This is a genomic window from Marihabitans asiaticum, from assembly GCF_007828725.1.
Taxonomy (GTDB): Bacteria; Actinomycetota; Actinomycetes; order Actinomycetales; family Dermatophilaceae; genus Marihabitans; species Marihabitans asiaticum.
The window spans coordinates 37,443-59,094 of record NZ_VIUW01000005.1 but is presented as its reverse complement, the minus strand read 5'-3'; the positions used below and the strand labels follow the sequence as shown (position 1 = coordinate 59,094).

Annotated in this window: 26 protein-coding genes; 10 read left to right on the top strand and 16 right to left on the bottom strand. The window is 71.5% G+C overall.

The window, feature by feature from the left end:
- Nucleotides 1-18: 18 nt before the first annotated feature.
- Nucleotides 19-351 (top strand): DUF4190 domain-containing protein, encoded by a 333-nt coding sequence (locus tag FB557_RS13050; protein ID WP_144858068.1) that lies wholly within the window; start codon nucleotides 19-21, stop codon nucleotides 349-351.
- Nucleotides 352-354: 3 nt separating this feature from the next.
- Nucleotides 355-894, top strand: coding sequence for a DUF1697 domain-containing protein (locus FB557_RS13045; RefSeq protein ID WP_144858067.1), 540 nt, complete (start codon nucleotides 355-357; stop codon nucleotides 892-894).
- On the opposite strand, the gene FB557_RS13040 is transcribed toward FB557_RS13045, so the two are convergent.
- The gene (locus tag FB557_RS13040) at nucleotides 881-1,444 is read right to left on the bottom strand and encodes a protein-L-isoaspartate O-methyltransferase family protein (RefSeq protein ID WP_144858066.1); all 564 of its coding nucleotides are present in this window, start codon (nucleotides 1,442-1,444) and stop codon (nucleotides 881-883) included. The genes FB557_RS13045 and FB557_RS13040 overlap by 14 nt on opposite strands.
- Nucleotides 1,445-1,482: 38 nt before the next feature.
- On the opposite strand from FB557_RS13040, the gene FB557_RS13035 reads away from it, so the two are divergent.
- From FB557_RS13035 to FB557_RS13020, 4 genes are all read left to right on the top strand, one after another.
- Nucleotides 1,483-2,028 carry a mycothiol transferase gene (locus tag FB557_RS13035; protein ID WP_144858065.1) on the top strand — a complete coding sequence of 182 codons (546 nt, stop codon included), beginning with the start codon at nucleotides 1,483-1,485 and terminating at the stop codon, nucleotides 2,026-2,028.
- An 87-nt stretch (nucleotides 2,029-2,115) separates the two neighbouring features.
- On the top strand, nucleotides 2,116-2,598 hold the full coding sequence (locus tag FB557_RS13030) for a DUF3253 domain-containing protein (protein WP_211356582.1): 483 nt from the start codon (nucleotides 2,116-2,118) through the stop codon (nucleotides 2,596-2,598).
- Between the two features lie 34 nt (nucleotides 2,599-2,632).
- The gene (locus tag FB557_RS13025) at nucleotides 2,633-2,872 is read left to right on the top strand and encodes a type II toxin-antitoxin system Phd/YefM family antitoxin (protein WP_144858064.1); all 240 of its coding nucleotides are present in this window, start codon (nucleotides 2,633-2,635) and stop codon (nucleotides 2,870-2,872) included.
- A 1-nt stretch (nucleotide 2,873) separates the two neighbouring features.
- The gene (locus tag FB557_RS13020; RefSeq protein WP_170236299.1) at nucleotides 2,874-3,257 is read left to right on the top strand and encodes a type II toxin-antitoxin system VapC family toxin; all 384 of its coding nucleotides are present in this window, start codon (nucleotides 2,874-2,876) and stop codon (nucleotides 3,255-3,257) included.
- 82 nt (nucleotides 3,258-3,339) lie between these two features.
- Here FB557_RS13020 and FB557_RS13015 read toward each other — a convergent pair whose 3' ends face one another.
- The 4 genes from FB557_RS13015 to FB557_RS13000 all read right to left on the bottom strand — a co-directional run bounded on the left by FB557_RS13015 (nucleotide 3,340) and on the right by FB557_RS13000 (nucleotide 5,736).
- A complete protein-coding gene (locus tag FB557_RS13015; RefSeq protein WP_144858062.1) occupies nucleotides 3,340-3,729 on the bottom strand; it encodes a type II toxin-antitoxin system VapC family toxin in 390 nt (129 codons plus the stop codon).
- Nucleotides 3,726-3,965, bottom strand: coding sequence for an AbrB/MazE/SpoVT family DNA-binding domain-containing protein (locus tag FB557_RS13010; RefSeq protein WP_170236298.1), 240 nt, complete (start codon nucleotides 3,963-3,965; stop codon nucleotides 3,726-3,728). Before FB557_RS13010 ends, FB557_RS13015 begins: the two co-directional genes overlap by 4 nt.
- Nucleotides 3,966-4,054: 89 nt before the next feature.
- Entirely contained in the window at nucleotides 4,055-5,380 is a 1,326-nt protein-coding gene (locus tag FB557_RS13005) for a hemolysin family protein (RefSeq protein ID WP_144858061.1), read from the bottom strand.
- A gap of 20 nt (nucleotides 5,381-5,400) precedes the next feature.
- Nucleotides 5,401-5,736 carry a single-stranded DNA-binding protein gene (locus FB557_RS13000; protein WP_144858060.1) on the bottom strand — a complete coding sequence of 112 codons (336 nt, stop codon included), beginning with the start codon at nucleotides 5,734-5,736 and terminating at the stop codon, nucleotides 5,401-5,403.
- A gap of 115 nt (nucleotides 5,737-5,851) precedes the next feature.
- Here FB557_RS13000 and FB557_RS12995 point away from each other — a divergent pair, with 115 nt between their 5' ends.
- Both FB557_RS12995 and FB557_RS12990 read left to right on the top strand, forming a co-directional pair.
- Entirely contained in the window at nucleotides 5,852-6,988 is a 1,137-nt protein-coding gene (locus FB557_RS12995; protein WP_144858059.1) for a methyltransferase, read from the top strand.
- A gap of 73 nt (nucleotides 6,989-7,061) precedes the next feature.
- On the top strand, nucleotides 7,062-8,336 hold the full coding sequence (locus FB557_RS12990; RefSeq protein WP_144858058.1) for a M15 family metallopeptidase: 1,275 nt from the start codon (nucleotides 7,062-7,064) through the stop codon (nucleotides 8,334-8,336).
- Between the two features lie 34 nt (nucleotides 8,337-8,370).
- Here the strand turns inward: FB557_RS12990 and FB557_RS12985 are convergent, their stop codons facing one another.
- Nucleotides 8,371-9,747, bottom strand: a complete 1,377-nt coding sequence (locus tag FB557_RS12985; RefSeq protein ID WP_246074809.1) for an MFS transporter — start codon at nucleotides 9,745-9,747, stop codon at nucleotides 8,371-8,373.
- Between the two features lie 259 nt (nucleotides 9,748-10,006).
- Here FB557_RS12985 and FB557_RS12980 point away from each other — a divergent pair, with 259 nt between their 5' ends.
- Nucleotides 10,007-10,363, top strand: coding sequence for an RNA polymerase-binding protein RbpA (locus tag FB557_RS12980; protein ID WP_144858057.1), 357 nt, complete (start codon nucleotides 10,007-10,009; stop codon nucleotides 10,361-10,363).
- Nucleotides 10,364-10,408: 45 nt separating this feature from the next.
- On the opposite strand, the gene FB557_RS12975 is transcribed toward FB557_RS12980, so the two are convergent.
- The 4 genes from FB557_RS12975 to FB557_RS12960 are packed head-to-tail and all read right to left on the bottom strand — an operon-like array spanning nucleotide 10,409 to nucleotide 13,755.
- A complete protein-coding gene (locus tag FB557_RS12975) occupies nucleotides 10,409-10,972 on the bottom strand; it encodes an FxsA family protein (RefSeq protein ID WP_144858056.1) in 564 nt (187 codons plus the stop codon).
- The gene (locus FB557_RS12970) at nucleotides 10,957-11,742 is read right to left on the bottom strand and encodes a polyprenol monophosphomannose synthase (RefSeq protein WP_144858055.1); all 786 of its coding nucleotides are present in this window, start codon (nucleotides 11,740-11,742) and stop codon (nucleotides 10,957-10,959) included. The genes FB557_RS12975 and FB557_RS12970 overlap by 16 nt, the downstream gene beginning before the upstream one ends.
- Nucleotides 11,729-13,324, bottom strand: a complete 1,596-nt coding sequence (gene lnt, locus FB557_RS12965; RefSeq protein WP_144858054.1) for an apolipoprotein N-acyltransferase — start codon at nucleotides 13,322-13,324, stop codon at nucleotides 11,729-11,731. The genes FB557_RS12970 and lnt overlap by 14 nt, the downstream gene beginning before the upstream one ends.
- A 2-nt stretch (nucleotides 13,325-13,326) precedes the next feature.
- Entirely contained in the window at nucleotides 13,327-13,755 is a 429-nt protein-coding gene (locus tag FB557_RS12960) for an Lrp/AsnC family transcriptional regulator (RefSeq protein WP_144858053.1), read from the bottom strand.
- 55 nt (nucleotides 13,756-13,810) lie between these two features.
- On the opposite strand from FB557_RS12960, the gene FB557_RS12955 reads away from it, so the two are divergent.
- Nucleotides 13,811-14,746, top strand: coding sequence for a 5'-3' exonuclease (locus FB557_RS12955; protein WP_144858052.1), 936 nt, complete (start codon nucleotides 13,811-13,813; stop codon nucleotides 14,744-14,746).
- 9 nt (nucleotides 14,747-14,755) lie between these two features.
- Here the strand turns inward: FB557_RS12955 and FB557_RS12950 are convergent, their stop codons facing one another.
- The 6 genes from FB557_RS12950 to FB557_RS12925 form a co-directional block, all read right to left on the bottom strand.
- Entirely contained in the window at nucleotides 14,756-17,512 is a 2,757-nt protein-coding gene (locus tag FB557_RS12950; protein ID WP_144858051.1) for a DEAD/DEAH box helicase, read from the bottom strand.
- Between the two features lie 23 nt (nucleotides 17,513-17,535).
- Nucleotides 17,536-18,423, bottom strand: a complete 888-nt coding sequence (locus FB557_RS12945; RefSeq protein WP_246074807.1) for a diacylglycerol kinase — start codon at nucleotides 18,421-18,423, stop codon at nucleotides 17,536-17,538.
- On the bottom strand, nucleotides 18,420-19,241 hold the full coding sequence (gene tatC / locus FB557_RS12940; RefSeq protein ID WP_342778938.1) for a twin-arginine translocase subunit TatC: 822 nt from the start codon (nucleotides 19,239-19,241) through the stop codon (nucleotides 18,420-18,422). Before tatC ends, FB557_RS12945 begins: the two co-directional genes overlap by 4 nt.
- A gap of 32 nt (nucleotides 19,242-19,273) precedes the next feature.
- On the bottom strand, nucleotides 19,274-19,609 hold the full coding sequence (gene tatA, locus FB557_RS12935) for a Sec-independent protein translocase subunit TatA (protein ID WP_144858049.1): 336 nt from the start codon (nucleotides 19,607-19,609) through the stop codon (nucleotides 19,274-19,276).
- A 64-nt stretch (nucleotides 19,610-19,673) separates the two neighbouring features.
- The gene (locus FB557_RS12930; RefSeq protein WP_144858048.1) at nucleotides 19,674-20,642 is read right to left on the bottom strand and encodes a helix-turn-helix transcriptional regulator; all 969 of its coding nucleotides are present in this window, start codon (nucleotides 20,640-20,642) and stop codon (nucleotides 19,674-19,676) included.
- On the bottom strand, nucleotides 20,639-21,631 hold the full coding sequence (locus FB557_RS12925) for a helix-turn-helix transcriptional regulator (RefSeq protein ID WP_144858047.1): 993 nt from the start codon (nucleotides 21,629-21,631) through the stop codon (nucleotides 20,639-20,641). The genes FB557_RS12930 and FB557_RS12925 overlap by 4 nt, the downstream gene beginning before the upstream one ends.
- Between the last annotated feature and the right edge of the window lie 21 nt (nucleotides 21,632-21,652).

Below are 21,652 nucleotides of genomic sequence, written 5' to 3'. Positions count from 1 at the left end.
CTCACTACCCTTGCGGACATGGACGACAGCTCACGGCCGCCGCAGCAGCCGGTGGCGCCACCCCCCTTCGCTCTGCCGCCGGAGCACCCGCAGGCGACGGTGGTGCTCGTCCTGGGCATCCTTGGGGTCGTCGGGCTCCCGGTCGTCGCCCCCGTCGCCTGGTACCTGGGGCGGCAGGCGCTGCGTGAGATCGATGCCAACCCCGGTGCCTACTCCCGGCGCGAACACGTCTTCATCGGCTACGTCCTCGGCATCGTGGGAACCGCGCTGCTGGCCTTCCTCTTCGTCGCCTTCGGGGCCATGTTCATCGTCTGGGCGGGGATGCTCATCTCCCTCGCTGGGAGCATGTGAGCCATGACCCGCGTCGTCGCGCTGCTGCGCGCCATCAATCTCGGGGCCAAGCGCCGTTTCCCGATGGCCGAGGTCATCCGGGTCGTCGAGGGGCTCGGAGGGACCGAGGTGTCCACCCACCTCGCGACCGGCAACGTCTGCTTCACCACCGACGTGGACGACCCGCAGGGGCTCGCGACCCGTCTGGAGCGGGCCTTCGAGGCCGACCGCGGGTTCGAGGTCCCGGTCGTCGTGCTCCGGGCCGACGATCTGGCCCAGGTGGCCGCGGACGCCGAGGAGATCGGCGCCGGGCACGTCGGCCAGCACCTCGTGTCCTTCCTGCGCGACCCGGCTCCGCCCGATGCTCAGGAGCTGCTCGACGCGATCGAGGCGCCGGGGGAGAGGGCGGTGGTCAGGGGTCAGGTGGTCCACCTCCTGCTCGGCGAGACCGTGCGCGAGTCCAGGCTGGGCAACGCAGCGGTGGAGAAGCACCTTGGCCTCGCCACTGCCCGGAGCGCTCAGGTGGTCGAGACGATGGCCCAGAAGTGGGCTAGTCGGTCGTGACGAGGGGGACGAACCGGTAACGACCGTGGGTCGAGACTCGCGGACGGTCACCGTCGTTCTCGACCAAGGTCATCGCTCCGTCGACGGGGATGACCATCCGCCCGCCGGGCGCCAGCTGGTCGACGAGGGGCGCCGGGAGGCGTCGCGCCTCCGCCGAGACGAGGATCCGCTCGAAGGGGGAGTGCTGGGGCAGCCCGAGGACGTCGGGATCCGCCTGGACGATGTCGGCCCAGGGGCGGTCGGTCCGGGAGAGGTTCTCCTGGCCGAAGGACACGAGCTGGGGGAGGAGCTCGACCCCGCGCACCCGACCGGCGGGCCCCACGAGGTGCCCGAGCAGGGCCGTGGTCCAACCGGACCCGGCGCCGACGTCGAGGACGTGCTGGCCGGGCCGGACGTCGAGCAGTCGCAGCATCGACGCGACGGTGCGGGGCTGAGAGTTGGTCTGGCCGTGGCCGATGGCGATCGGGGCATCCCGGTCGCCGTGGCGGGTGCCCGGGAGGAGGTAGTTCTCCCGTGCCACGGCGGCGAAGGCGTGGTCGACGGCGTCCATCCCGCCATGGTGGCCCACGGGGAGGCAGACTGGTGGGCATGAGTGCTTCCAGCGACGTCCTGCGCGTCCTCCTGACTGATGCGGCGCGCCGCCCCGAGCACAGCGCCGAAGCGGTGCTGGAGGGTATTGACGACCAGACCCTGCACCGCCAGGTACGCCAGGACCTGGGCTCGGTTGCCTGGCTGGTGTGGCACGCCGCCGCGCAGCTGGACGCGCAGGTGGCCGACCTCGCTGGTCGCACGTCGGTCTGGGAGGGGGAGGGGTGGAGCGAGCGTCTCGGCGTGCGCCGCGACCAGTCGGGACCGGCTGCCTTCGGGCTGGGTGACGGACCCGAGGAGATCGCCGCGCTGCGGGTGAGCTCAGCCGATGAGCTGCTTGCGTATGTCAGGTCGGTCGTGGCGGCGGTCGTGACTGCGGTGCAGCAGTGGAGCCCCGAGGATCTCGGCGAGGTGATCGACGAGTCGTGGGACCCGCCGGTGACCCGCGGGGTGCGGCTGATCAGCGCGATCGACGACGCCGCCCAGCACCTCGGTCAGGCGGCCTACCTGCGCGGGCTGCTCGACGGCTGGACCTACGGGGTGTAGCCGGTGATCGATGACGCCGCCCAGTACCTCGGTCAGGCGGCCTACCTGCGCGGGCTGCTCGACGGCTGGACCTACGGGGTGTAGCCGGTGGTGGAGCGCACCGACGATGGCCGGTACATCGTCGTCGACGGGCGACGCTGGCGTGCGAGCGACCCCGCGATCCCGGAGTCTCTGCGTGCCGAGCTTGTCGCCGAGCTCATGGCCGCACGCCGCCTCGTGAAGTCCGACCCCAAGACCGCGCGGCCACGGGTCCAGGACGCCAAGGTTGCCCTCGGAGAGCGAGGCGAGCCGTGGTGGTCACCGACCGAGGATGGCCGTCGTACGCGCCTGGCCGCGACGATCCGGTCGCTGCTGTCTCACCGCGACGGCACGACGATCTGCCCCAGCGACGCGGCCCGGGTGGTGGGCGGTGAGGACTGGCGTGAGCACATGAGCCTCGCGCGCGAGGTCGCCGCCGCGTTGCACGACGAAGGGGTGGTCGAGGTCCAGCAGAAGGGCGAGATGGTGCCCGACCCGAGACAGGCCAGGGGCCCGATCCGGATCGCCCGCACCAGACTTAGCCAGACTTAGCCAGACTTAGCCATGCTGAGCTAGGGTACTGGACATGATCCAGGTGAACGTCCACGAGGCGAAGTCGCAGCTCTCCCGGCTCATCGAGGCGACGCTCGCGGGGGAGGAGGTGACGATCGCCCGGGCGGGCAAGCCCGTCGTCGACCTCGTTGTCCACGAGCGGTCGGATGTACGCATCGGCCTCGACGGCTGGACGGGGTACGCCGTGGACGAGAGCGTGTGCGATGGGCTCGACCCGCAGGTCCAGGAGCTCTTCTACGGTCACGGTGCGTGAGATGCCCCTGATCCTCGACACCAACGCGCTGCTGTGGCTTCTCGCGGGGGACTCGCGGCTGGGCCCCGAGGCGCGGGAGCGAGTCGTGAGGGGCCCGACGTACATCTCGGCGGTGAGTGTGATCGAGGTCGAGATCAAGACGATGCTCGGGCGTCTGAGCATCCCCGAGCCGCTCGCTGTTGCCGCTGAGCGGGCCGGCCTTGCCGAGCTGCCGCTCACCGTCGCCCACGCCGAGGCGCTGTCCAGGTTCGTCGAGCTGGCCCGACACGACCCCTTCGACCGGATGCTCCTGGCGCAGGCACGTGTGGAGGGTGCCCAGCTGCTCACCTCCGACGCGGTGCTGCTTGGGCTGGGCCATGCCTGGGTCATCGATGCGCGGAGCTGAGACGTGCAGTGCTCAATGCCGAAGTGACATAATGTCGCTTATCGGCGTTACTCGTGCGCGCGACGAGCCCGGGTCAAGCACTCTAGGGCTGCTGGAAGCGCAGCCTCTCCTGAGCGGCGCGGTCGAAGCTGAGCACGGCGGCACACCCGCGTGAGCTGCAGGCGGCGCTGATCAACGCGTCGGCGAAGTCCGCGCCGTCGTCGGCCAGCCGCCAGGCTGCCCGGACCTCCGGCTCGTCCTGGATGACGATCTCTGCGCAGTCCGCCAGGTCTCGCAGGGTTCCCAGCACCGTGCCCGGGGCGATCCGGTACGCCCGGGTCAGGACCCAGTAGGTCTCCACGAGGACGGTGGTCGTCAGGAAGCCCGGGTTGCTCGGCGACAGCCGTTCGAAGGCGATCGTCGCCGCTCGTGCTTGCGCAGGGTCGTCCTGGACGAGGTGTCGGACGACGACGTTGGTGTCGAAGCCGATCACCGTCCCGTGGCGCCTTCGGCGATCGCCGTCTCCATCTCGTCGAGCGTCTTCGGCTGGCCGCTGTACTTCAGCGCTCCTGCAAGGTCGCTCGCCGAGGTGCCCGCGCGGCTGATGACGTACTCGCCCTCACCGTTCTGGACGAAGCTCACCACGACTCCCGGCGACAGGCCCAAGGCGATACGCACGTCCTTCGGGATGGTGATCTGCCCCTTGCTCGTCATCGTTCCTGTGCTCATCCCGCACCTCCTTACATGAGTGTAAGGAGGTATGTGCGACTCTTCAACTGCCCGTCAGTGCCGCGCCCAGAGGGCGTCCGACCGCGTGCTCACTCGCTGCCGTCCTCCTCGACCCCACCCTCGGACGGCGCCTCGCGGGTGGCCTCCACCTCGGTGATCCGCCGACCCTCCACCGCAGTGACCTGCAGCCGCACGCCGTCGAGCTCGACCTCGTCGCCGATCTCGGCCACCCGGCCGAGGCGCGCCAGGATGAGCCCGCCGACGGTCTCGTAGCTGCCCTGCGGCAGCGAGAGCCCGAGCGCCTCCTCGAGCTCCTCGACGATGAGGGCACCCGGCACGAGCGCGCTGCCCCCCTGGTGCACCAGCGCGTCCTCGGGGTCGGGGTCGGTGTCGTACTCGTCGTAGATCTCCCCCACGACCTCCTCGACGAGATCCTCGATGGTGACCACACCAGCGGTCCCACCGTGCTCGTCGATCACGAGCGCCATCTGGGTCTTGTCCTCGCGCATGAGCTTCAGGGTGGGCAGCACGAGCTTGGTCTCGGGCAGTGCCGTGATGTCCCGCGTGAGCTCGCGCACCAGGGTCTGCGCCCGCTCGTCGGCGGGGACGGTGAGCAGGTCGCGGATGTGCACCAGTCCCAGCACGTCGTCGAGGGTGTCCTCGATCACCGGGTACCGGCTGTGCGACGAAGTGGCGATGAAGTCCGCGACCTCGGCGATGGTGCTCTCGGCCTCGACGAAGTCGACATCGGGTCGCGGACGCATGACATCGCCCAGCGTGCGCTCGCTCGCGCGGAAGACGTCGTCGAGGATCTCGCGGCTGTAGGGGCGCAGCTCGTCGTTGTCGATCACCGCCCGCCGCAGCTCCTCGATCGTCATCTCGTCGCTCGTGGCGTCCGGGTCGCCTCCCAGCAGCCGCACGACGAGGTTGGTCGAGACCGAGAGCAGCCAGATGACCGGTGTGAGCATCGTGGCGAAGATGCCCAGCGGCGGCGCGAGGACCTTGGTGAAGCCCGCGGATCGCTGCATCGCGAGCCGCTTGGGCACCAGCTCGCCCAGGACCAGGGAGAGATAGGCGATGAGCAGGGTCATCAGGACCAGGGCAAGGGGCCCCGCGACCCCGGATGCCAAGCCGAGACTCTCGAGCCAGCCGGCCAGGTAGGGCGAGATCGTGGCACCACCGAAGGCGGACGAGAAGAAGCCCGCGACGGTCACCCCGACCTGGACCGCCGAGAGGAATCGGTTGGGGTCTCGGACGAGAGCGGCGATCTTCTCCCCCTTGGCCCCCTCCTGCTCGATGTCGTCGACCTGACCCGGCCGCAGCGACACGATCGCCATCTCGGTCGCGGCGAAGACTCCCCCGATGAGGACGAAGAGAAGAACGAGGCCGATGTTGGTCAGCAGGGCGGCATCCATGCCGACAGAGTAGGCACCCGTTAGCGACGGCGGCTGATGGTGCCGACCTCGACCTCGTAGCGACTGGCCGGTCCACCCGGCGTGCGGAAGAAGCGCCGGCGCAGCTGGCCGTCGACCGTGACCCGGTCCCCGTCGACCAGGCGCGAGGCCGTCCGACGCGCGCGAGCCGACCAGCAGGCAAGGTCGATGGTGTCGACCGGTCCGCCCCCGTCGCGGGTCACGACGAGCCGCAGCGTCACGAGCGGGTCGCCGCTGGGCAGCTCACGCTGTTGCGGGTCGCCGCTCACCCGGCCGGCGAGCTCGACCCGGTTGACGTCGCTCTGGTGGTCTGGCGAAGGGGGTGCCGTGGGAGTCATGGTGGCGATGCTGCGCCCTCTCGGGTGCGCCGAACGACCGGCGCGGCCGGCCTGTGGACGAGCCAGACCCGCGCCGCAGGACTGTGGATGAAAGGGCCCCTGGCACGATGACCCGGTGCAGTGCGACTACTTCGACGCGGGGCTCTGCCGCTCCTGCACGCTGATGGGGGTGCCGCACGAGGAGCAGGTGCGCGACAAGCAGGGCACCGTCGCGGCGGCGCTCGACCTCGTCGCGCCCGACGTCCGCTGGCTGGAGCCGTGGGTCGGACCCGAGGCCGGCTTCCGGAACAAGGCCAAGCTCGTCGTCGGCGGCGTCCCCGGCGACATCACGCTCGGGATCCTCGGCCGCGACGGCGCGGGGATCGACCTGCAGGGCTGCGGCCTCTACCCCGCTCCCCTGGCCCGGTCCTTCCCGGTGCTCAAGGAGATGCTGGACAGGTTGCAGGTGCCGCCCTACGACGTGCCACGGCGACGCGGTGAGCTCAAGCACCTGATCATCACGCTCAGCCCCCGCGGGGAGCTGATGGTCCGCTTCGTCCTGCGCTCCCGCCGTCATCTCCCCCGCCTGCACGAGGCGCTCCCCCGGCTGCAGGCCGCGCTACCTGCGGCCTCAGTGGTGAGCGTCAACCTCCAGCCGGAACACAAGGCGATCCTCGAGGGACCGGAGGAGGTCGTGCTGACCGAGCGGCGCTACCTCGTGATGGATGTCGCAAGCCTCCCCCTTCGCCTCGGCCCAGGCGGCTTCTTCCAGACCCAGACCTCAGGGGCGGCAGCGCTGTACGAGACGGCGAAGGGGTGGGTAGGCCGGGTCGGTCCGGCCTCGGTCCTCGACCTCTACTGCGGCGTGGGCGGCTTCGCCCTCGCGGCGGCCGTCGCCGCGCCCCACGCCCCCGTGCACGGCGTGGAGGTCTCCGCCGCGGCCGTCCGGTCGGCGCGCGCCACCGCCGACGAGCTCGGGCTCCGGGCCGCGACCTTCACCTGCGCGGACGCCGGCACGGCGAGGCTCGATGCCGACCTCGTCGTCGTCAACCCGCCGCGTCGCGGCATCGGCGACCTCACCGAGCGGATCGACTCCAGCCCAGCCCGCTGGGTCATCTACTCCAGCTGCAACGTCGACACCCTGACCCGCGACATCGCGGCCATGCCGGCCTGGTCCGTGCTCGAGGCACGCCTGGTCGACATGTTCCCCCAGACCCGCCATCACGAGGTCGTCGCACTCCTGCGACGAGGGCAGACTGTGGAGAAGTTGTAACAAAACGGTCTCAGCCCACTATCATGGGTGATCGATCCCTGACGACCCCTGACATCCCGAGGACCACGACCCCGTGCCAGACCGCTTCTCGCGCCGCCGTGCGGCCGCCACGGCCGCCCTTGCCCTGGCCTTCACCCTTCCCCTCGGCACCGCCTCCGCAGAGCCGGTCGCCCCTGCCGATCCGACGTCGGGTGCTGCTGGCCAGGCTTCCGACCACTCGGAGTCGCTGAGCTCGGGGCAGGTGAGCGACCAGGTGGCCGCAGCCCGCGAGCTGGCGGAGAAGATCCGTAAGGACAACAAGGCGATCGCGGCCGAGGTCGAGGCGCTCGAGGCGGACTCGAAGAAGGCCAACGAGCTGCTGCAGAAGTACTCCGAGGCTCAGGAGCGCTACCAGGACGCCAAGGACGAGGCCGACGAGGCCCGCGAGGAGGCTCGACGACTGCGCGAGCGCCTCGAGGCGGGACGCGAGGACCTGCGTGAGTGGGCGGTCGACACCTACACCGAGGCCGGCGGCTACAGCGACACCCTGGCCTTCCTCAACATCATGTCCAAGAAGCCCAGCGCCGCCGGCGACTCCGCGGGCGACCTCAGCTACCTCACCGAGGAGCGGATCCACTCGGTCGACCTCGTCCGCCTGGAGGCCATCGGGCAGGCCCAGCTGGCCCGCAAGGCCGAGAAGGCCGAGAAGCGCGCCGAGAAGGCCAAGGACGAGGCCGACGCGGCGCGCAAGGAGCTCGACTCGGTCGTCGAGGCGCGCAAGGACCGCATCGAGGCGCTGCGTGCGGATCACGCCGAGGAGCTGGAGAAGGCCGGCCCCCTGGCCCAGCAGCTCTTCGGCTTCGTCGACTCCGACGCCCAGGACGCGCAGCAGGCCCTGACCGATGCGATGGAGCAGGCCGGTCAGGACGTCAAGGCCTTCGAGGGCGGCACGCCGTGCTCGAACAACAACGAGCTCTACCCCAACGGCCAGATCCCCCCGAACGGCCTCTGCCCGCTGCTCGGGGCCGCCGGCGAGTCCCTGCGGCCGGAGGCCGCCGCGGCCTTCAACGCGATGACCAAGGCGTACGCACGCGACATGGGCTCGCCTATCTGCATCACCGACAGCTACCGGTCGTACTCCGAGCAGGTGATCATCAAGTCCCAGCGCGGCGGCTGGGCGGCCGCGCCGGGGACGAGCAACCACGGTCTGGGCAAGGCCCTCGACCTGTGCGGCGGCATCAACAACTTCGGCTCCGCGGCTCACGCCTGGATGCGGCAGAACGCGCCGCTGTACGGCTGGTTCCACCCGTCCTGGGCACAGGCCGGCGGAGCCCTGCCGGAGCCGTGGCACTGGGAGTACGCCGGCTGAGCGAGCCGACCCGCCGCGGTGCAGCAGGCGCAGCTCAGGTCCGCTGGGCCGGTGCCTCGCCCTTCACCGGTAGCAGCAGCGCGAGTCCCGCCAGCAGCACCAGCGCGATCCCCAGGATGCCCCAGTACTGGGTGTTGTCCTCCCCCGTCACCGCCGAGCCGAGGGCGATGAAGGCGGCGAAGGCGAGCGGGCTGAGGAAGGACACCGCGCGCCCGGTCGTGGCGTAGAGACCGAAGATCTCTCCGGACTTGCCCTCCGGGATGAGCCGCGCGAGGAAGCTGCGTGAGGCCGCCTGCGCCGGGCCCACGAAGGCAGTCATGACCAGCCCGAGGCTCCAGAAGACCGGCTTGCCCCCGTCGTGCAGGACGAAGATTGCCAACCCGATCGCCACGAGCGCGACGAGGCTGATGACGATGACGCCCTTCGGTCCGATCCGGTCGTCGAGCAGCCCGAAGGCCATCGTGCTGACCCCGGCGACGACGTTCGCCGCCGCGCCGAAGATGATCACCTCCCCGGCGGTCATGCCGAAGGTGCCGGCAGCCAGCACCGCGCCGAACGCGAAGACCCCGGCGAGCCCGTCACGGAAGAGCGCGGAGGCGAGGAGGAAGTACACGGTGTTGCGCGAGCGGGACCACAGCGCCTTGACCGAGGTGAAGAGCAGCCGGTAGCTCTCGACCAGACCGACCCGCGGCGCGCGCTCACGCGGGCGGTCCCGCAGCACCACGAAGGTGGGGATGGTGAAGAGCAGGATCCACAGGCCGCACACGATCATCGACACCCGGATGTCGATCGCCTCGTCGTTGCTCACCCCGAACAGCCCTCGCTCCGGTGCGATGAAGGCGAAGTTCAGCAGGAGCAGCACGAGGATCCCGCCGAGGTAGCCCATCCCCCACCCGAAGCCGGAGACCCGGCCGACGTTGCGCGGCGCCGCGACCTGCTCGATCGTGGCGTTGTAGTTCACGCCGGCGATCTCGGAGACGATCGAGCCGATGCTGAAGAGCACCAGGCCGAGCACGAGGTACCCCGGCTCGGGCTTGACGAAGTACAGCGACGCTGCGAGCGCGGCCAGCAGCCAGGTCTGGATCCGCAGGTTGCGCACGGTCCGGCCGCTGCGGTCCGAGTTCTGTCCCAGCACGGGCGCCAGGACCGCCACGAGCAGCCCGGACAGCCCGGTGGCGATCGCGAGCGCGGTCGAGGTGGTGTTGGTGTCGCCGAAGCTCTCGCTGGTGATGTAGACGGCGAAGACGAAGGTGATGATCACCGTGTTGAACGGCTGGCTCCCCCAGTCCCACATGGCCCACGAGACGATCTTGCCCTTGGTGCTCCCCGTCCCCTCTCGCTCGAGAGCAGAGCCTGGTGGGGCGAGGTCCGCCTCGCGGGAGGTATCGACGGCGGCCGGTTCACGGTTCACGCGCTGACCGTACCGGCGGACCGCCGGGGATGTGCGCGACACGACCGATCTCCGCTATTCTGTGGGACTGCCCGGCGCGGGCGGAGGGGATCACCTGTCACGGCGCGGTGACGAGGCCGTCGCCCCACGTGATCTTCCTCCTCGATGCAGCAACTGATCGAGGGTGCCGCGTCGGAACAAACGACAGGCCGACAAGCGTTGTTCGCGGGTGCCCCCATCTTTGGCGGCGCACGGCGAGCACGACGAGGAGCATCCACACATGGCAGAGCGCACTCTCCGCGGCACCCGCATGGTGTCCTTCAGCATGGAGACGACCGACAACGTCGTCCCCAGCGAGCGTCAGATGATCGCCTACGTCTGCGAGGACGGGCACCGCACCGAGCTGCCGTTCTCGGTCGAGGCCGAGATCCCCTCGACGTGGGAGTGCCGCTGCAACAAGCTCGCGAAGCTCGAGGACGGCCCGGAGCCGGAACTCAAGCCGACCAAGCCGGTCCGCACCCACTGGGACATGCTGCTGGAGCGTCGTTCGGTCCCCGAGCTCGAGGAGCTGCTCGAGGAGCGCCTGCAGCTGCTGCGCGAGCGTCGCGGCGAGAAGACCAAGAAGCGCTCCGCCTGATCCTTCGGCGCCGAGCCGTAGGACGGCGAAGGGGGAACCCGTCGGCTACTCGATGATCTCGCCTTCGATGACGTCCTCCCCGTCGCGTCGCTGACCGCCGGCTCGCCCGGGCCGACCGCTACCGGCGGTACCCGAGGTGCCCGCGGCGCTCGACCCCGAGGTGGTCCGCACCTGGATCACGCCGAGGTCTCGGAAGACCCTGCGCCCGATCGCCGCTGCCAGCACCGGGCGAGCCAGCGGACGGGTGAAGGGCAGGATGAGGACGAGCCCGACCGCGTCGGAGACGAAGCCCGGGGCGACGAGCAGCGCCCCACCGACGAGGACGAGGATCGCGTCGGCGATCTGCGTGCTCGGCATCTGCCCGCTGCGGGTGGCCCGCCGCAGCTCCCGCCAGGTCCGTGCACCCTCGCGCCGGAGCATCCACATGCCCAGCAGCGACAGCGCCACGAGCGCGAGCACGGTCCGAAGCGCCCCGATCCACTCCCCCACGGCCGCGATGACCGCCAGCTCGAGGACGACCAGCCCGACGAGCAGCGCGAGCACCCAGGGCGCCCTGGACCGGCGACGCCGGGGCGCGCCTCCACCCACCTGCCTCACAGCCGGTGCCATGTCCGCTCCCGGTGCAGCAGCGAGCCGACCTGTCGGCGCCGGTGATCGACGCCCCAGCCGGTGATCCGGCGCATCGACTCCTTGACGACGTCGCCGTCCATCTTGGACTCGCCGACCTCCCGCTCGACGAAGGTGATCGGCACCTCGACGACGGTCATCCCGGCGCGCACCGTGCGCACCGTGAGGTCGGTCTGGAAGACGTAGCCGGCGCTCTCGATCTGGTCCAGCCCGATCGCCTCGAGCGTCTCGGCCCGGTAGACCCGGTAGCCGGCGGTCGCGTCGTTGACCGGCATCCCGAGGATGGCGCGGATGTAGAGGTTGCCCCCCATCGAGATCGCCTTGCGGCTCAGCGGCCAGTTCACCACCGTGCCGCCGCGGACGTAGCGCGACCCGATGACGAGGTCGGCATCCGCGGCTGCGTCGAGCAGGCGGGGCAGGTCCTCGGGTCGGTGCGAGCCGTCGGCGTCCATCTCGACGACCGCGTCGTAGCCGCGATCCAGCGCCCAGCGGAAGCCGGCGAGGTAGGCGGCGCCCAGCCCCTCCTTGCCCGCTCGGTGCAGGACGTGCACCTGCGGGTCGCGCTCGGCCAGAGAGTCGGCCACCTCACCCGTCCCGTCCGGGCTGTTGTCGTCGAGCACCACGACGTCGGCAGCGGGGACGGCGTCGCGCACCCGGGCGACGATCCGGGGCAGGTTGTCGCGCTCGTTGTAGGTCGGGATGAGCACGGCGACCCTGGTGATGGGGGGTCGCGTGGGGTCAGGCACGGTCATGGATCTCCGCTTCGGTGATGGTCTGACCCTCGAGCCTATCTGGCCGACCCGGTCGGCGCCGTGAGGCGAGGAGCAGGCCGAGCAGGCCGACCCCGCAGAGCCACTCCACCCACGGCCCCAGGCGGTCGGCGGGGGTCAGACCGGAGCGCGCGCCGAGGGTCGAGACGATCTGCGCCGGGGTGAAGAGCTCGGTGGGTTGGTCGACGGCGCCGTCGGGCCCGATCACCGCCGAGACCCCCACGGTGGAGACATGGGCGACGGGCCGGCCGTGCTCGATCGCCCGGATCCGCGAGATCGCCAGCTGCTGGGTGGACTCGGCGGTGTACCCGAAGGTCGCGTTGTTGGTCTGCACGAGGAGCACGCTCGGGGTCCCGGTGGCGTCGGCGTGGGCGACGGCGTCGCGCATCAGGCCGTCATAGGCCACCTCGAAGCAGATCGTCGGGACGAGGGCGAAGGGGGCCTGCGCCCCCTGGATCTCGAAGGAGCGGGGGCCCTCCCCCTTCGCGAAGCCGACCCGCACGAGGTCGACCTTGTCGGAGAAGAGGCGGAAGAAGTCCCGGTAGGGGACGTACTCGGCGAAGGGGACGGGGTGCTGCTTGACGTAGCGGCTCACCGGCTCGTCCTGGCCGGGTGCGTAGAGCAGGCTGGCGTTGGAGACCTCGGGGGCCGGCTCGTCGAGGATCGCACCGACGACGAGGGGTACGTCGACGGCGGCGAGCGCCCGCTGCACCTGGGCGGCCGCGTCGGCGTTGCGCAACGGGTCGATGTCGCTGGAGTTCTCCGGCCACACGACGACGTCGATCTGCTCACCACGCTCGGCGAGGGTCTCGGTGCCGGTCACGTGGTTGTCGAGCACCTTGCGCCGCTCGGCGTTGAAGTCCAGCCCGGGGGCTGGGACGTTCCCCTGGACGAGGGCAACCCGCGCCGGGGTGGCGTCGTCCCCGGCCATCGCCGGGAGCGGGAGAGCCAGGCCCGCCAGCGCGAGCACCGCGGCCGCCCCGAGTGCCACGAGATCGGTCCCGCTGCGACGGATGACGACGGCCGCGAGCGCGGTGCCGAGGAGGACCATGACGAGGCTGACCAGCGGCGCGCCGCCCACCCAGGCCCACCGCGCCACCGGGCTGTCGGCCTGGCCAAAGGCGAGCCGGGCCCACGGGAAGCCGCCGAACGGCACGGACCCGCGCACCAGCTCCTGCAGCACCCAGGCGAGGGCGAAGGTGAGCGCCGCGAGCCCCTCCCTTCCCCGGAGGATCAGGGGCCGCTGCACCGCGGCGACGACCGCTCCCATGACCGCGACGTACAGCGCCTGGACGGTGGCCAGTGCCAGCCACGGGAAGGCGCCGACGTAGATGCCGGACCAGTGCAGGGTCGGTGCGAAGATCGCAAGCCCGGCGAGCAGGCCGAGGGCGAAGGCGCCTCGCGCCCTGCTCCCCCACATCGCGAGGCAGATCAGCGCGGTCCCGGGCACCCCGAGGGGGTGAAGACCGTGGTCGGGGAAGGTGAGCCAGACGAGCAGCCCGCCGCCTGCGGCGAGCACGGCTCGGGCCCACCAGGGTGGCCGGAAGGACGCTGCAGGGCGCACGGTCAGCGACGCTCCCACGGGGTGGAGAGCACGACGGTGGTCTTGGTCGAGACGTGGGCCCGGGCGCGCAGCGCCGCGATGAGGGCCTCCAGGGCCTGTGGGGTGGCGACGCGCACCATGAGCAGGTAGTTGGCGTCTCCCGCGACGCTGTAGCAGGCGACGACTCCGTCGATGCCGCGCAGCCGCTCCGGCACGTCGTCGGGGTCGTTGTTGTCCAGCGGCGTCGCCTCGACGAAGGCAGTGAGCGGTCGTCCCGCCTGGGCGTGGTCGACGACCGCGGTGAACCCGCGCAGCACCCCCCGCTCCTCCATCCGGCGGACCCGCTGGTGCACCGCGGAGGTCGAGAGCCCGACCGCCTTGCCCAGCTCGGTGTAGCTGGCCCTGCCGTCCTCGACGAGCAGGTCGAGGATGCGCCGGTCTGCGTCTTCCATGCATCGACCCTAAGCGAGAGCGGGCCCTGCGGCGGACCGCTCTACGCTGGGCCACATGTCGCCGTCGCCCCGTCTGCTCCTGCTCGACTCCGCGAGCCTGTACTTCCGGGCCTTCTACGGCGTCCCGGCGCGCGAAGGGGGTCCGTCGGGCCTGCCGACCAACGCGGTCGCCGGCTTCGTCGACATGGTCGCGACCCTGGTCGGTCGCTACTCCCCCACGCACCTCGCTGCCTGCTGGGACGACGACTGGCGCCCGCAGTGGCGGGTCGATGCCATCCCCACGTACAAGACGCACCGGATGGCCGAGGATGCCGCCGAGGGCGAGGAGGTGCCCGACGAGCTGAGCCCTCAGGTCCCGGTGATCGCCGAGTGCCTGGCCGCCCTAGGCGTCCCCCGGGTCGGCGCCGCCGACTACGAGGCCGACGACGTGATCGGCACGCTCGCCCACCACTACCGCGGGCAGATGCCGGTCGACGTCGTGACCGGCGACCGTGACCTCTTCCAGCTCGTCGACGACGCCAGCTCCACCCGTGTGGTCTACACAGCGCGTGGTGGCGTCCGTGACCCAGACCTCGTCGACGAGGCGTTCCTGCGGGCCAAGTACGCGGTGACGTCCGGCGACGCCTACGCCGACATGGCCGTGCTGCGCGGCGACACCAGCGACGGGCTGCCCGGTGTCGCCGGGATCGGGGAAAAGACGGCGGCCAAGCTCATCGCCGCGCACGGGTCGTTGGCGGGCGTGCGGGAGGCCGTGGACAGCGGTGATCCGGCGATCAAGGGCGCTCAGCGCGCCCGGCTCGAGGCGGCCACGGAGTATCTCGACGCGGCGCCCCGGGTGGTGCGGGTCGCTCTCGACGTGCCGGTCACCGAGGTCGACCTGCGGATCCCGCAGGAGCTGCCCGACCCGGCGCAGATGAGCCGGCTCGCGGTCGAGCACGGCCTCACCGGCCCGTTGGGACGTGCGGCGGCAGCGCTCTACCCGGAGGGCTGAGCCGGGCGGTCAGTCGATCCGGTCCGCGGCGACGACCCCGCGCATCACGCTCTCGATCGCGCTGCGCGCGGTGCGCCGCAGCCGCTGGTCCTCGGTCGCCTTGGCCACCTGGTCGAGCAGGTCGACCAGCTGCTTGCACCGGCGCACGAAGTCGCCCGCGGTCATGTCGCCCGAGCCGAGCACCTCGTCGAGACGGCGTCCGCTGGCCCAGCGGTGGACCTCCCAGGCGATCCCGGCGTCGGGGTGACGGGTCGGGTCCAGGCCGGCCGTGTGCTCGCGGGCCTCGATCTCGGCCCACTGCACCTGCATCTCCTGCCAGGCCTCGACCACCCCGTCGGTGGGCAGGCGCGGGCTGAGGTCGGTCTCGTCCCGGCGCGGCTCGTGCACGAGCATCGAGACCACGGCGGCGAGCTCGGCGGGGTCGAGCCGCTGCCAGGAGCCCGAGCGCAGGCACTGCGCGGCGAGCAGGTCCTTGTCGGAGTACAGGCGGCGCAGGCGCGCCCCGTCGGCGGTCACCGTCTCACCGTCGCCGTCGAGGTAGCCGAGGTCGGTGAGCACGCCGCAGATCCGCTCGAAGGTCGCCGCGACCGACCCGGTGCGCGAGTCCACGGTGCGCTGCACCTGTGCCTGCTCGCGCTTGAGCCGCCACCACCGCTGGGACCACCGGGCGTGCTCCTCGCGGTCCGGGCAGGCGTGGCACGGGTGGGCGCGCAGCGCCGAGCGCAGCTCCTCGACCTTGCCGTCGGTGCCGGCCGCGGCCTGGCGCGCCCGCTCCTCGATCGGCGGGGGCGGCGCCTCCTGCGGTGCCTTGATCCGCAAGGTCGCGGCGAGGTCGGAGCGATGCTTGGGCGAGCGGGGGTTGAAGCCCTTGGGGACGTCGACGGTGGCGAAGGGGGTGACCGGTCCGTCGAGGTCGTGCGGCTCGAGGCGTCGAACCTGCTTGTGCTCGGTGAGCACGAGAGGGTCGCCGGGGCGTCCCTTGTACGTCTTGGCGGGCTGCACCACGAGCGCCCGTCCCGAGCGGCGGCCCCCGATCATGATGACGTCGCCGCGGCGCAGGGCCTCGAGGGAGACTGCGGTCTCGGCCCGCCGCGCGGCGGATCGTTGCTTGCGGCCGGCCTTCTCCAGCTCGGTGATCCGGTGCCGGATCTGCGCGTACTCACGGAAGTCGCCGAGGTCGCAGTGCATCGCCTCCGCGTAGCCGTCGAGCGACTCCTGCTGGGAGCGCAGCGTCGTCGCCAGTCCCACGACGGAGCGGTCGGCCTGGAACTGGGCGAAGGAGGTCTCGAGGATCTCCCGGGCTGTCGCGCGGCCGACCGTGGCGACGAGGTTGACCGCCATGTTGTACGTCGGGGCGAAGCTCGAGCGGAGCGGGTAGGTCCGGGTCGAGGCGAGCCCGGCGACCTGCTCGGGGTCCATGCCGCGCGACCACACGACGAGCGCGTGCCCCTCGACGTCGATGCCCCGGCGGCCGGCTCGGCCGGTCAGCTGGGTGTACTCGGCGGGGGTGATGTCGACGTGCGCCTCGCCGTTGAACTTCACCAGCCGCTCGATGACGACCGTCCGGGCGGGCATGTTGATCCCCAGGGCGAGGGTCTCGGTCGCGAAGACCGCCTTGACCCGGCCCGCCGTGAAGAGCTCCTCGACGACCTCGCGGAAGATCGGGAGCATCCCGGCGTGGTGAGGTGCGTAGCCCCGCTCGAGGCCCGCCAGGAGCTGGTGGTAGCCGAGGACGCTCAGGTCCTCGCCCTCAAGCACCGCCGAGCGCTCCTCGAGCGTGCGCCGGTTGCGGCGGCCCTCCTCCGAGCTGATGAGGCGCACGTCGTTCGCGAGCAGCTGACCGACGGCGCCCTCGCAGCCAGCCCGGCTGAAGATGAAGGTGATCGCCGGCAGCAGCCCCTCGCGGTCGAGCTGCTCGATGACCTGGGTGCGTGACGCGGCTCCGCCGAAGCGGCCACCAGCACCCGGCCGGCCCGGGCGGCTCTCCCCCCTTCGCCCCCGCTCTCGTCCACCCTGACGGCCGCCGCGGTCGCGACGGCCCGGCGGGTCCTCGCCGCTCGACCGGGTCGCGGAGCGGATCGCCTCGAGCAGGCGCGGGTTGACCCGGGCGGCGCGGCTCGGGTCCGGTGTCGCGCCACCGGCGAAGAGGTCGTAGACCTCGCGCTGGACCTGCATGTGCTGCCAGAGCGGGACCGGGCGGGTCTCGGAGACGACGATCTCGTTGCCGCCGCGCACCTCGGCCAGCCACGCGCCGAACTCCTCGGCGTTGCTCACCGTCGCCGAGAGCGAGACCAGCTGGACCGACTGCGGCAGATGGATGATCACCTCTTCCCAGACGGCTCCGCGGAAGCGGTCGGCGAGGTAGTGCACCTCGTCCATGACGACGAAGCCGAGCTGGTCGAGGGTGGCGCTGCCCGCGTAGATCATGTTGCGCAGCACCTCGGTGGTCATGACGACGACCGGGGCCTCGCCGTTGATCGAGGTGTCACCGGTGAGCAGCCCGACCTGGTCGTGGCCGTGGCGGGCGGCGAGCTCGTGGTACTTCTGGTTCGAGAGCGCCTTGATCGGGGTGGTGTAGAACGCCTTCTGCCCGCGCTGCAGCGCGAGGTGCACCGCGAACTCGCCCACCACGGTCTTGCCGGCCCCCGTCGGGGCGGCGACGAGCACCCCGTGGCCCGCGGCGATCGCCTCGCAGCCTTGCGTCTGGAAGTCGTCCAGGGCGAAGTCGAGGGTCGCGGCGAACTCGTCGAGGGGGGCGGGTGCCATGCTCGCCAGGCTAGTCGGGACCTCTAGACGATGACGCGGAGCGCTCCGGGGACGGCCTCGACGTCGAGCGGGAGGGGGAAAAGCCGCTCGCCGTCGGCGTAGGCGACGATCCCGGCCGCCTCGAGACGCACGCTGCGGGCCCGGTGCAGGCGCACCTGCGGGTGGTCGGTGTGCGAGCCGGAGAAGACCCTGGGGAAGACGCGCAGGAACTCGGGGATGCTGATCTCGTCGACGACGAGGACGTCGAGCAACCCGTCGGTGAGGTCGGCGTCGGGGGTGACCTTCATCCCGCCGCCGTAAGCCCGGCCGTTGCCGACGCAGGTGAGCATCGCCCGGGCGTGCAGCTCCTCCCCGTCGAGGACGAGGGTGTACGGGATCGGCGAGAAGACGGGCAGCTCGCGCAGGATGGCGAGGTTGTAGCGCGCCGCTCCCCGAGGCCAGCGCATCCGGTTGGCCCGCTCGTTGACGATGGCGTCGAAGCCTCCACTGAGGACGCCGAGGAACCATCTTTCCTCGCCGCCCGCCGAGCGAGCGCGGCCGAGGTCGACCGGCCGTGGCTCGCCATGCAGGATCCGCTCGACGGCGGTCTCGACGTCCTTGACCGGCAGGCCGATCTCCCGGGCGTTGTCGTTGCCGGTGCCCAGCGCCACGATGCCCAGCGGCACCTCGCTCTGGGCGCACACGTTGACCCCGAGGTGCACCGCACCGTCTCCGCCGACGACGGCGAGGGTGTCGATGGCGCCCTCCTCGACGGCAGAGCGGGCCTTCGCCTCGGCGCGGTGGGCGTCCAGCCCGCTGAGGTCGACGACCTCGGCCCCGCCACGCTCGAGCAGGTCGGCGACCGTGGTCCCGACCCGGGCGCCGGCGTTCTTGCCGGCGGTGGGGTTGACGAGCAGGCCGACCCGGCTCACTCGAGGGTCGAGGCCTCGTCCTCGGGGGTGTCGAGCCAGTCCGGTCGTGCCTCCTGGCGCTTCCTGCCGATGAGAGCCGCGATCCCGCATGCCCCGAAGTACAGCAGCACGAGCGGTCCGGCGAGGAGGAACATCGTGAACGGGTCGGGCGTAGGGGTGATGATCGCCGCGGCGACGAAGATGAGCAGCACCGCCGGCCGCCACGCGGCGAGCATCTGCCGCGCGCTGAGGATCCCGAGCGCGGCGAGGGCGACGAGCACGACCGGCAGCAGCCAGGCCGCGCCGAAGGCGAGGATGAAGCGGGTGACGAAGGTGAAGTAGTCGGTGGTGCTCTGGATGTTGCTGCTCGTGTTCTCGTCCGGGGTGAAGCCGTAGAGGATGAGCAGGGCCTTGGGCAGGGTGTAGTAGGCGAAGATGCATCCGGCGGCGAAGAGCGGCACCGTCGCGGCGAAGAAGGCCAGCGAGACCCGCTTCTCGCGCTTGGTCAGGCCCGGCATGATGAACGCCCAGATCTGGTACATCCACACCGGGCTGGCGAGCAGGATGCCGACGAAGATCGAGATCGAGAGCTGCTGGCTGAACGCCGCCGTCGGGTTGGCGAAGTTCAGCGCGACGATGCTGTCGGGGTTCTGGTCCTTGTAGTCACGGAACGGCTGGGACAGCTGCTCGTAGATCGGGTCGTAGTAGATCCACCCGACGATCGCCCCGATGACCACCGCGATCGCGGCGATGACGAGGCGGCGGCGCAGCTCGAGGAGGTGCTCCTTGAGCGGCATCCGCCCCTCGGGGTCCTTGGGCGGGCGTCGTCGTCTGGCCACGTGGCGTCAGCGGATGGCGAAGGGCGTGTGCTTCAGGAGACCGGGCCGGACTGGTTGTCCGTGCGCGGCCGGGACTCGTCGATCATCGCGTTGCCGTCGGCGGCGTGCTGCTCGGTGTCGCGGACCGGCTCGCTGCGGGTGGTGCTCGTCGAGCCCGTGGGGGCCGAGCCGGAGAGGGTGCCCTGCTCGCGGGTGCGCCTGGCCTCCTCGCGCTGGCGGTCCTCTTCCTTCATCTCGTTGACCTCTGACTTGAAGACCCGCGCGGACTTGCCCAGGCTCCGGGCGGCGTCAGGCAGCTTCTTGAAGCCGAAGAGCAGGAGGATCACCACGAGGATGAGGATGATCTCCATCGGTCCCAGGGAGGGCATAGCGGTGGCCTTTCGCATCGTTGAGCACCGGTGCTGGTCGTGCCTGCCGCCGAGTGTACGCGCGTCAGCCGGTGTACTCACCCAGCGCGGCCTGTGCGCGGGCCATGACCGCCTCGGCGGCCGAGGCGGGCGCCTCGATACCGATCTCTCCCCCGCCGCGCAGCACGAGCCGGGCCAGCCAGTCCTCGTCGCGGGCCGCGAGGGTCACCACGAGGTCCTCACCGTCCTCGCGCAGCTCCTGCACCGGGTAGTACTCCGCCACCCACCGGGCCGCCGGGCGCAGCCGCAGGGTGACGGCGTCGTGGCCGACGTCGGACGGGTAGGCGCCGGAGCTGAGGTCTCGGCTGCGGGCGCCCTCGGGCGGGGTGCCGTCCTCGTCGAGGACGCTCAGCGCCTCGATCCGGTCGAGCCGGAAGAGCCGGGTGTCCCTGGCCCGGTGGCACCACCCCTCGAGGTACCAGTGCCCGTCGAGGGCCACCACCCGCATCGGGTCGACGTCGCGCTCGGTGCGCTCGTCGCGGGAGGGCACGAGGTAGCTCAGGTGCACGCGTCGCCGCTCCTGCACCGCGGAGCTCGCGCTCTGCAGCAGGTCCTTGCCCTCGGCGTCGGCGTGGTCGGGGATGACGACGACCCGCTCGATCCCAGAGACCGCGGCGCAGGCCTGCTCGACCTTGGTGAGCGCCCGCTCCACCGCGTCGGACGGGGCGGCGCCGGAGGCGGCGAGGGCGCGCAGGCCGACGATGACGGTGACGGCCTCGTCGACCCCGAGCCGCAGCGGCCGGCTGATCGCGTCGGCGTTGTCGACGAAGACCCGGCCCGCCTCGTAGCTGACGTCGATCAGCTCGTCGGTCATCGGTCCGTACCCGCACATGAAGAGCAGGTCGAGGTCGTCGGTCAGCTGGCTCTCGGTGACCCCGAGCCCCGCGGCCGCCTCGGCGAGGTCGATCCCCTGCCGCGAGACGAGCCAGGGCACCATCGTCAGCAGCCGCTTGACCCGGGTGGTCGCCGGCTCCGCAGGTGGGCGGGGGCTCATCGCGTCTCCCCCTGCCCGAGGACCCCGCGCAGGCGGGCCACCACCGCGTCGACGAGCTCGGGCGGCTGCTCGGCGACGACGTCGGCCCCGTAGCCCACGACCTCCTCGGCGAAGGCGACCGGCGAGGGGATCTCCAGCTCGACCCGGTCCCAGTCGTCGTCCAGGGTGGTGGTCGAGCGGGCCCGACGGCGAAGGGAGTGCCCCGCCCCGACCCGGACCCGCAGCACCGCCGAGGTGGTCGCCCGCTCGCCGCCCGCGATCGCTTCGATCGCGGCCTGCGGGTCGTGCTCGTCCGGGGCGGGATGGGTCAGCGGTCCGGTGGCCTGCACGGCGGAGGTGATCCGGGAGAGGCGGAAGATTCGTGGCTCGCCGCGGTCGTGGTCGTACCCGGTGAGGTACCACCGCCCGCGCCAGGCGGTGAGCGACCACGGGTCGACCCGGCGGGTCTGGGGCCGGCCGGCTCCCCCCTTCGCATAGTCGAAGGTCACCGACCGGGCGCCGAGGGTCGCGTCCTTCAGCGCCGCGAAGGCCGGCTCTCCCCCACCGACGCTCGGCTCGATGCCGACGAAGGGGGTCTCGGTCGCCTCTCCCGTGCCGTCGGCGGACGAGACCTTGCGCCAGGCGGTGGCTGCCGACGGGGCCAGGGCGGCGTGCTCCCAGGTCCGGGTGGCCAGGCCGACGACGGCCAGCTCGTCCGGCTCGAGGTCGATCTCGGGCAGCGCGTAGTCGCGCTGGTCGATGCGGTAGCCCACCTCGTCGTCGAAGGCTCCGCCGATGTGCTCGGTCACCAACGGGATGCCGAGCTCGCGCAGCTCGTCCTTGTCACGCTCGAACATCCGCTCGAAGGCCTCGTCCGAGGCGACCCCGGCGTAGGACTCGACCATGGTGCGGATCCGGGCCTTGGGCAGGGCCCGACGGGTGGAGAGCAGGCACATGGTGAGGTTCATCAGACGCTCGGTCTTCGCGCGAGGAGTGTTGCTGACGGCCACCTGGTCGACGCTACCCGAGGG

Excerpts from the sequence above, each read along its gene's own strand:
- FB557_RS13000 (WP_144858060.1), bottom strand. The coding sequence starts at position 5,736 with ATGACTCCCACGGCACCCCCTTCGCCAGACCACCAGAGCGACGTCAAC.
- FB557_RS13020 (WP_170236299.1), top strand. The coding sequence starts at position 2,874 with ATGCCCCTGATCCTCGACACCAACGCGCTGCTGTGGCTTCTCGCGGGG.
- tatA (WP_144858049.1), bottom strand. The coding sequence starts at position 19,609 with ATGCCCTCCCTGGGACCGATGGAGATCATCCTCATCCTCGTGGTGATC.
- FB557_RS13005 (WP_144858061.1), bottom strand. The coding sequence starts at position 5,380 with ATGGATGCCGCCCTGCTGACCAACATCGGCCTCGTTCTTCTCTTCGTC.
- FB557_RS13010 (WP_170236298.1), bottom strand. The coding sequence starts at position 3,965 with ATGAGCACAGGAACGATGACGAGCAAGGGGCAGATCACCATCCCGAAG.
- FB557_RS13035 (WP_144858065.1), top strand. The coding sequence starts at position 1,483 with ATGAGTGCTTCCAGCGACGTCCTGCGCGTCCTCCTGACTGATGCGGCG.
- FB557_RS12980 (WP_144858057.1), top strand. The coding sequence starts at position 10,007 with ATGGCAGAGCGCACTCTCCGCGGCACCCGCATGGTGTCCTTCAGCATG.
- FB557_RS12930 (WP_144858048.1), bottom strand. The coding sequence starts at position 20,642 with ATGAGCCCCCGCCCACCTGCGGAGCCGGCGACCACCCGGGTCAAGCGG.
- FB557_RS12950 (WP_144858051.1), bottom strand. The coding sequence starts at position 17,512 with ATGGCACCCGCCCCCCTCGACGAGTTCGCCGCGACCCTCGACTTCGCC.
- FB557_RS13050 (WP_144858068.1), top strand. The coding sequence starts at position 19 with ATGGACGACAGCTCACGGCCGCCGCAGCAGCCGGTGGCGCCACCCCCC.
- FB557_RS13040 (WP_144858066.1), bottom strand. The coding sequence starts at position 1,444 with ATGGACGCCGTCGACCACGCCTTCGCCGCCGTGGCACGGGAGAACTAC.
- FB557_RS12960 (WP_144858053.1), bottom strand. The coding sequence starts at position 13,755 with ATGGAAGACGCAGACCGGCGCATCCTCGACCTGCTCGTCGAGGACGGC.
- FB557_RS13045 (WP_144858067.1), top strand. The coding sequence starts at position 355 with ATGACCCGCGTCGTCGCGCTGCTGCGCGCCATCAATCTCGGGGCCAAG.
- FB557_RS12975 (WP_144858056.1), bottom strand. The coding sequence starts at position 10,972 with ATGGCACCGGCTGTGAGGCAGGTGGGTGGAGGCGCGCCCCGGCGTCGC.
- FB557_RS12955 (WP_144858052.1), top strand. The coding sequence starts at position 13,811 with ATGTCGCCGTCGCCCCGTCTGCTCCTGCTCGACTCCGCGAGCCTGTAC.
- FB557_RS12970 (WP_144858055.1), bottom strand. The coding sequence starts at position 11,742 with ATGACCGTGCCTGACCCCACGCGACCCCCCATCACCAGGGTCGCCGTG.
- FB557_RS13025 (WP_144858064.1), top strand. The coding sequence starts at position 2,633 with ATGATCCAGGTGAACGTCCACGAGGCGAAGTCGCAGCTCTCCCGGCTC.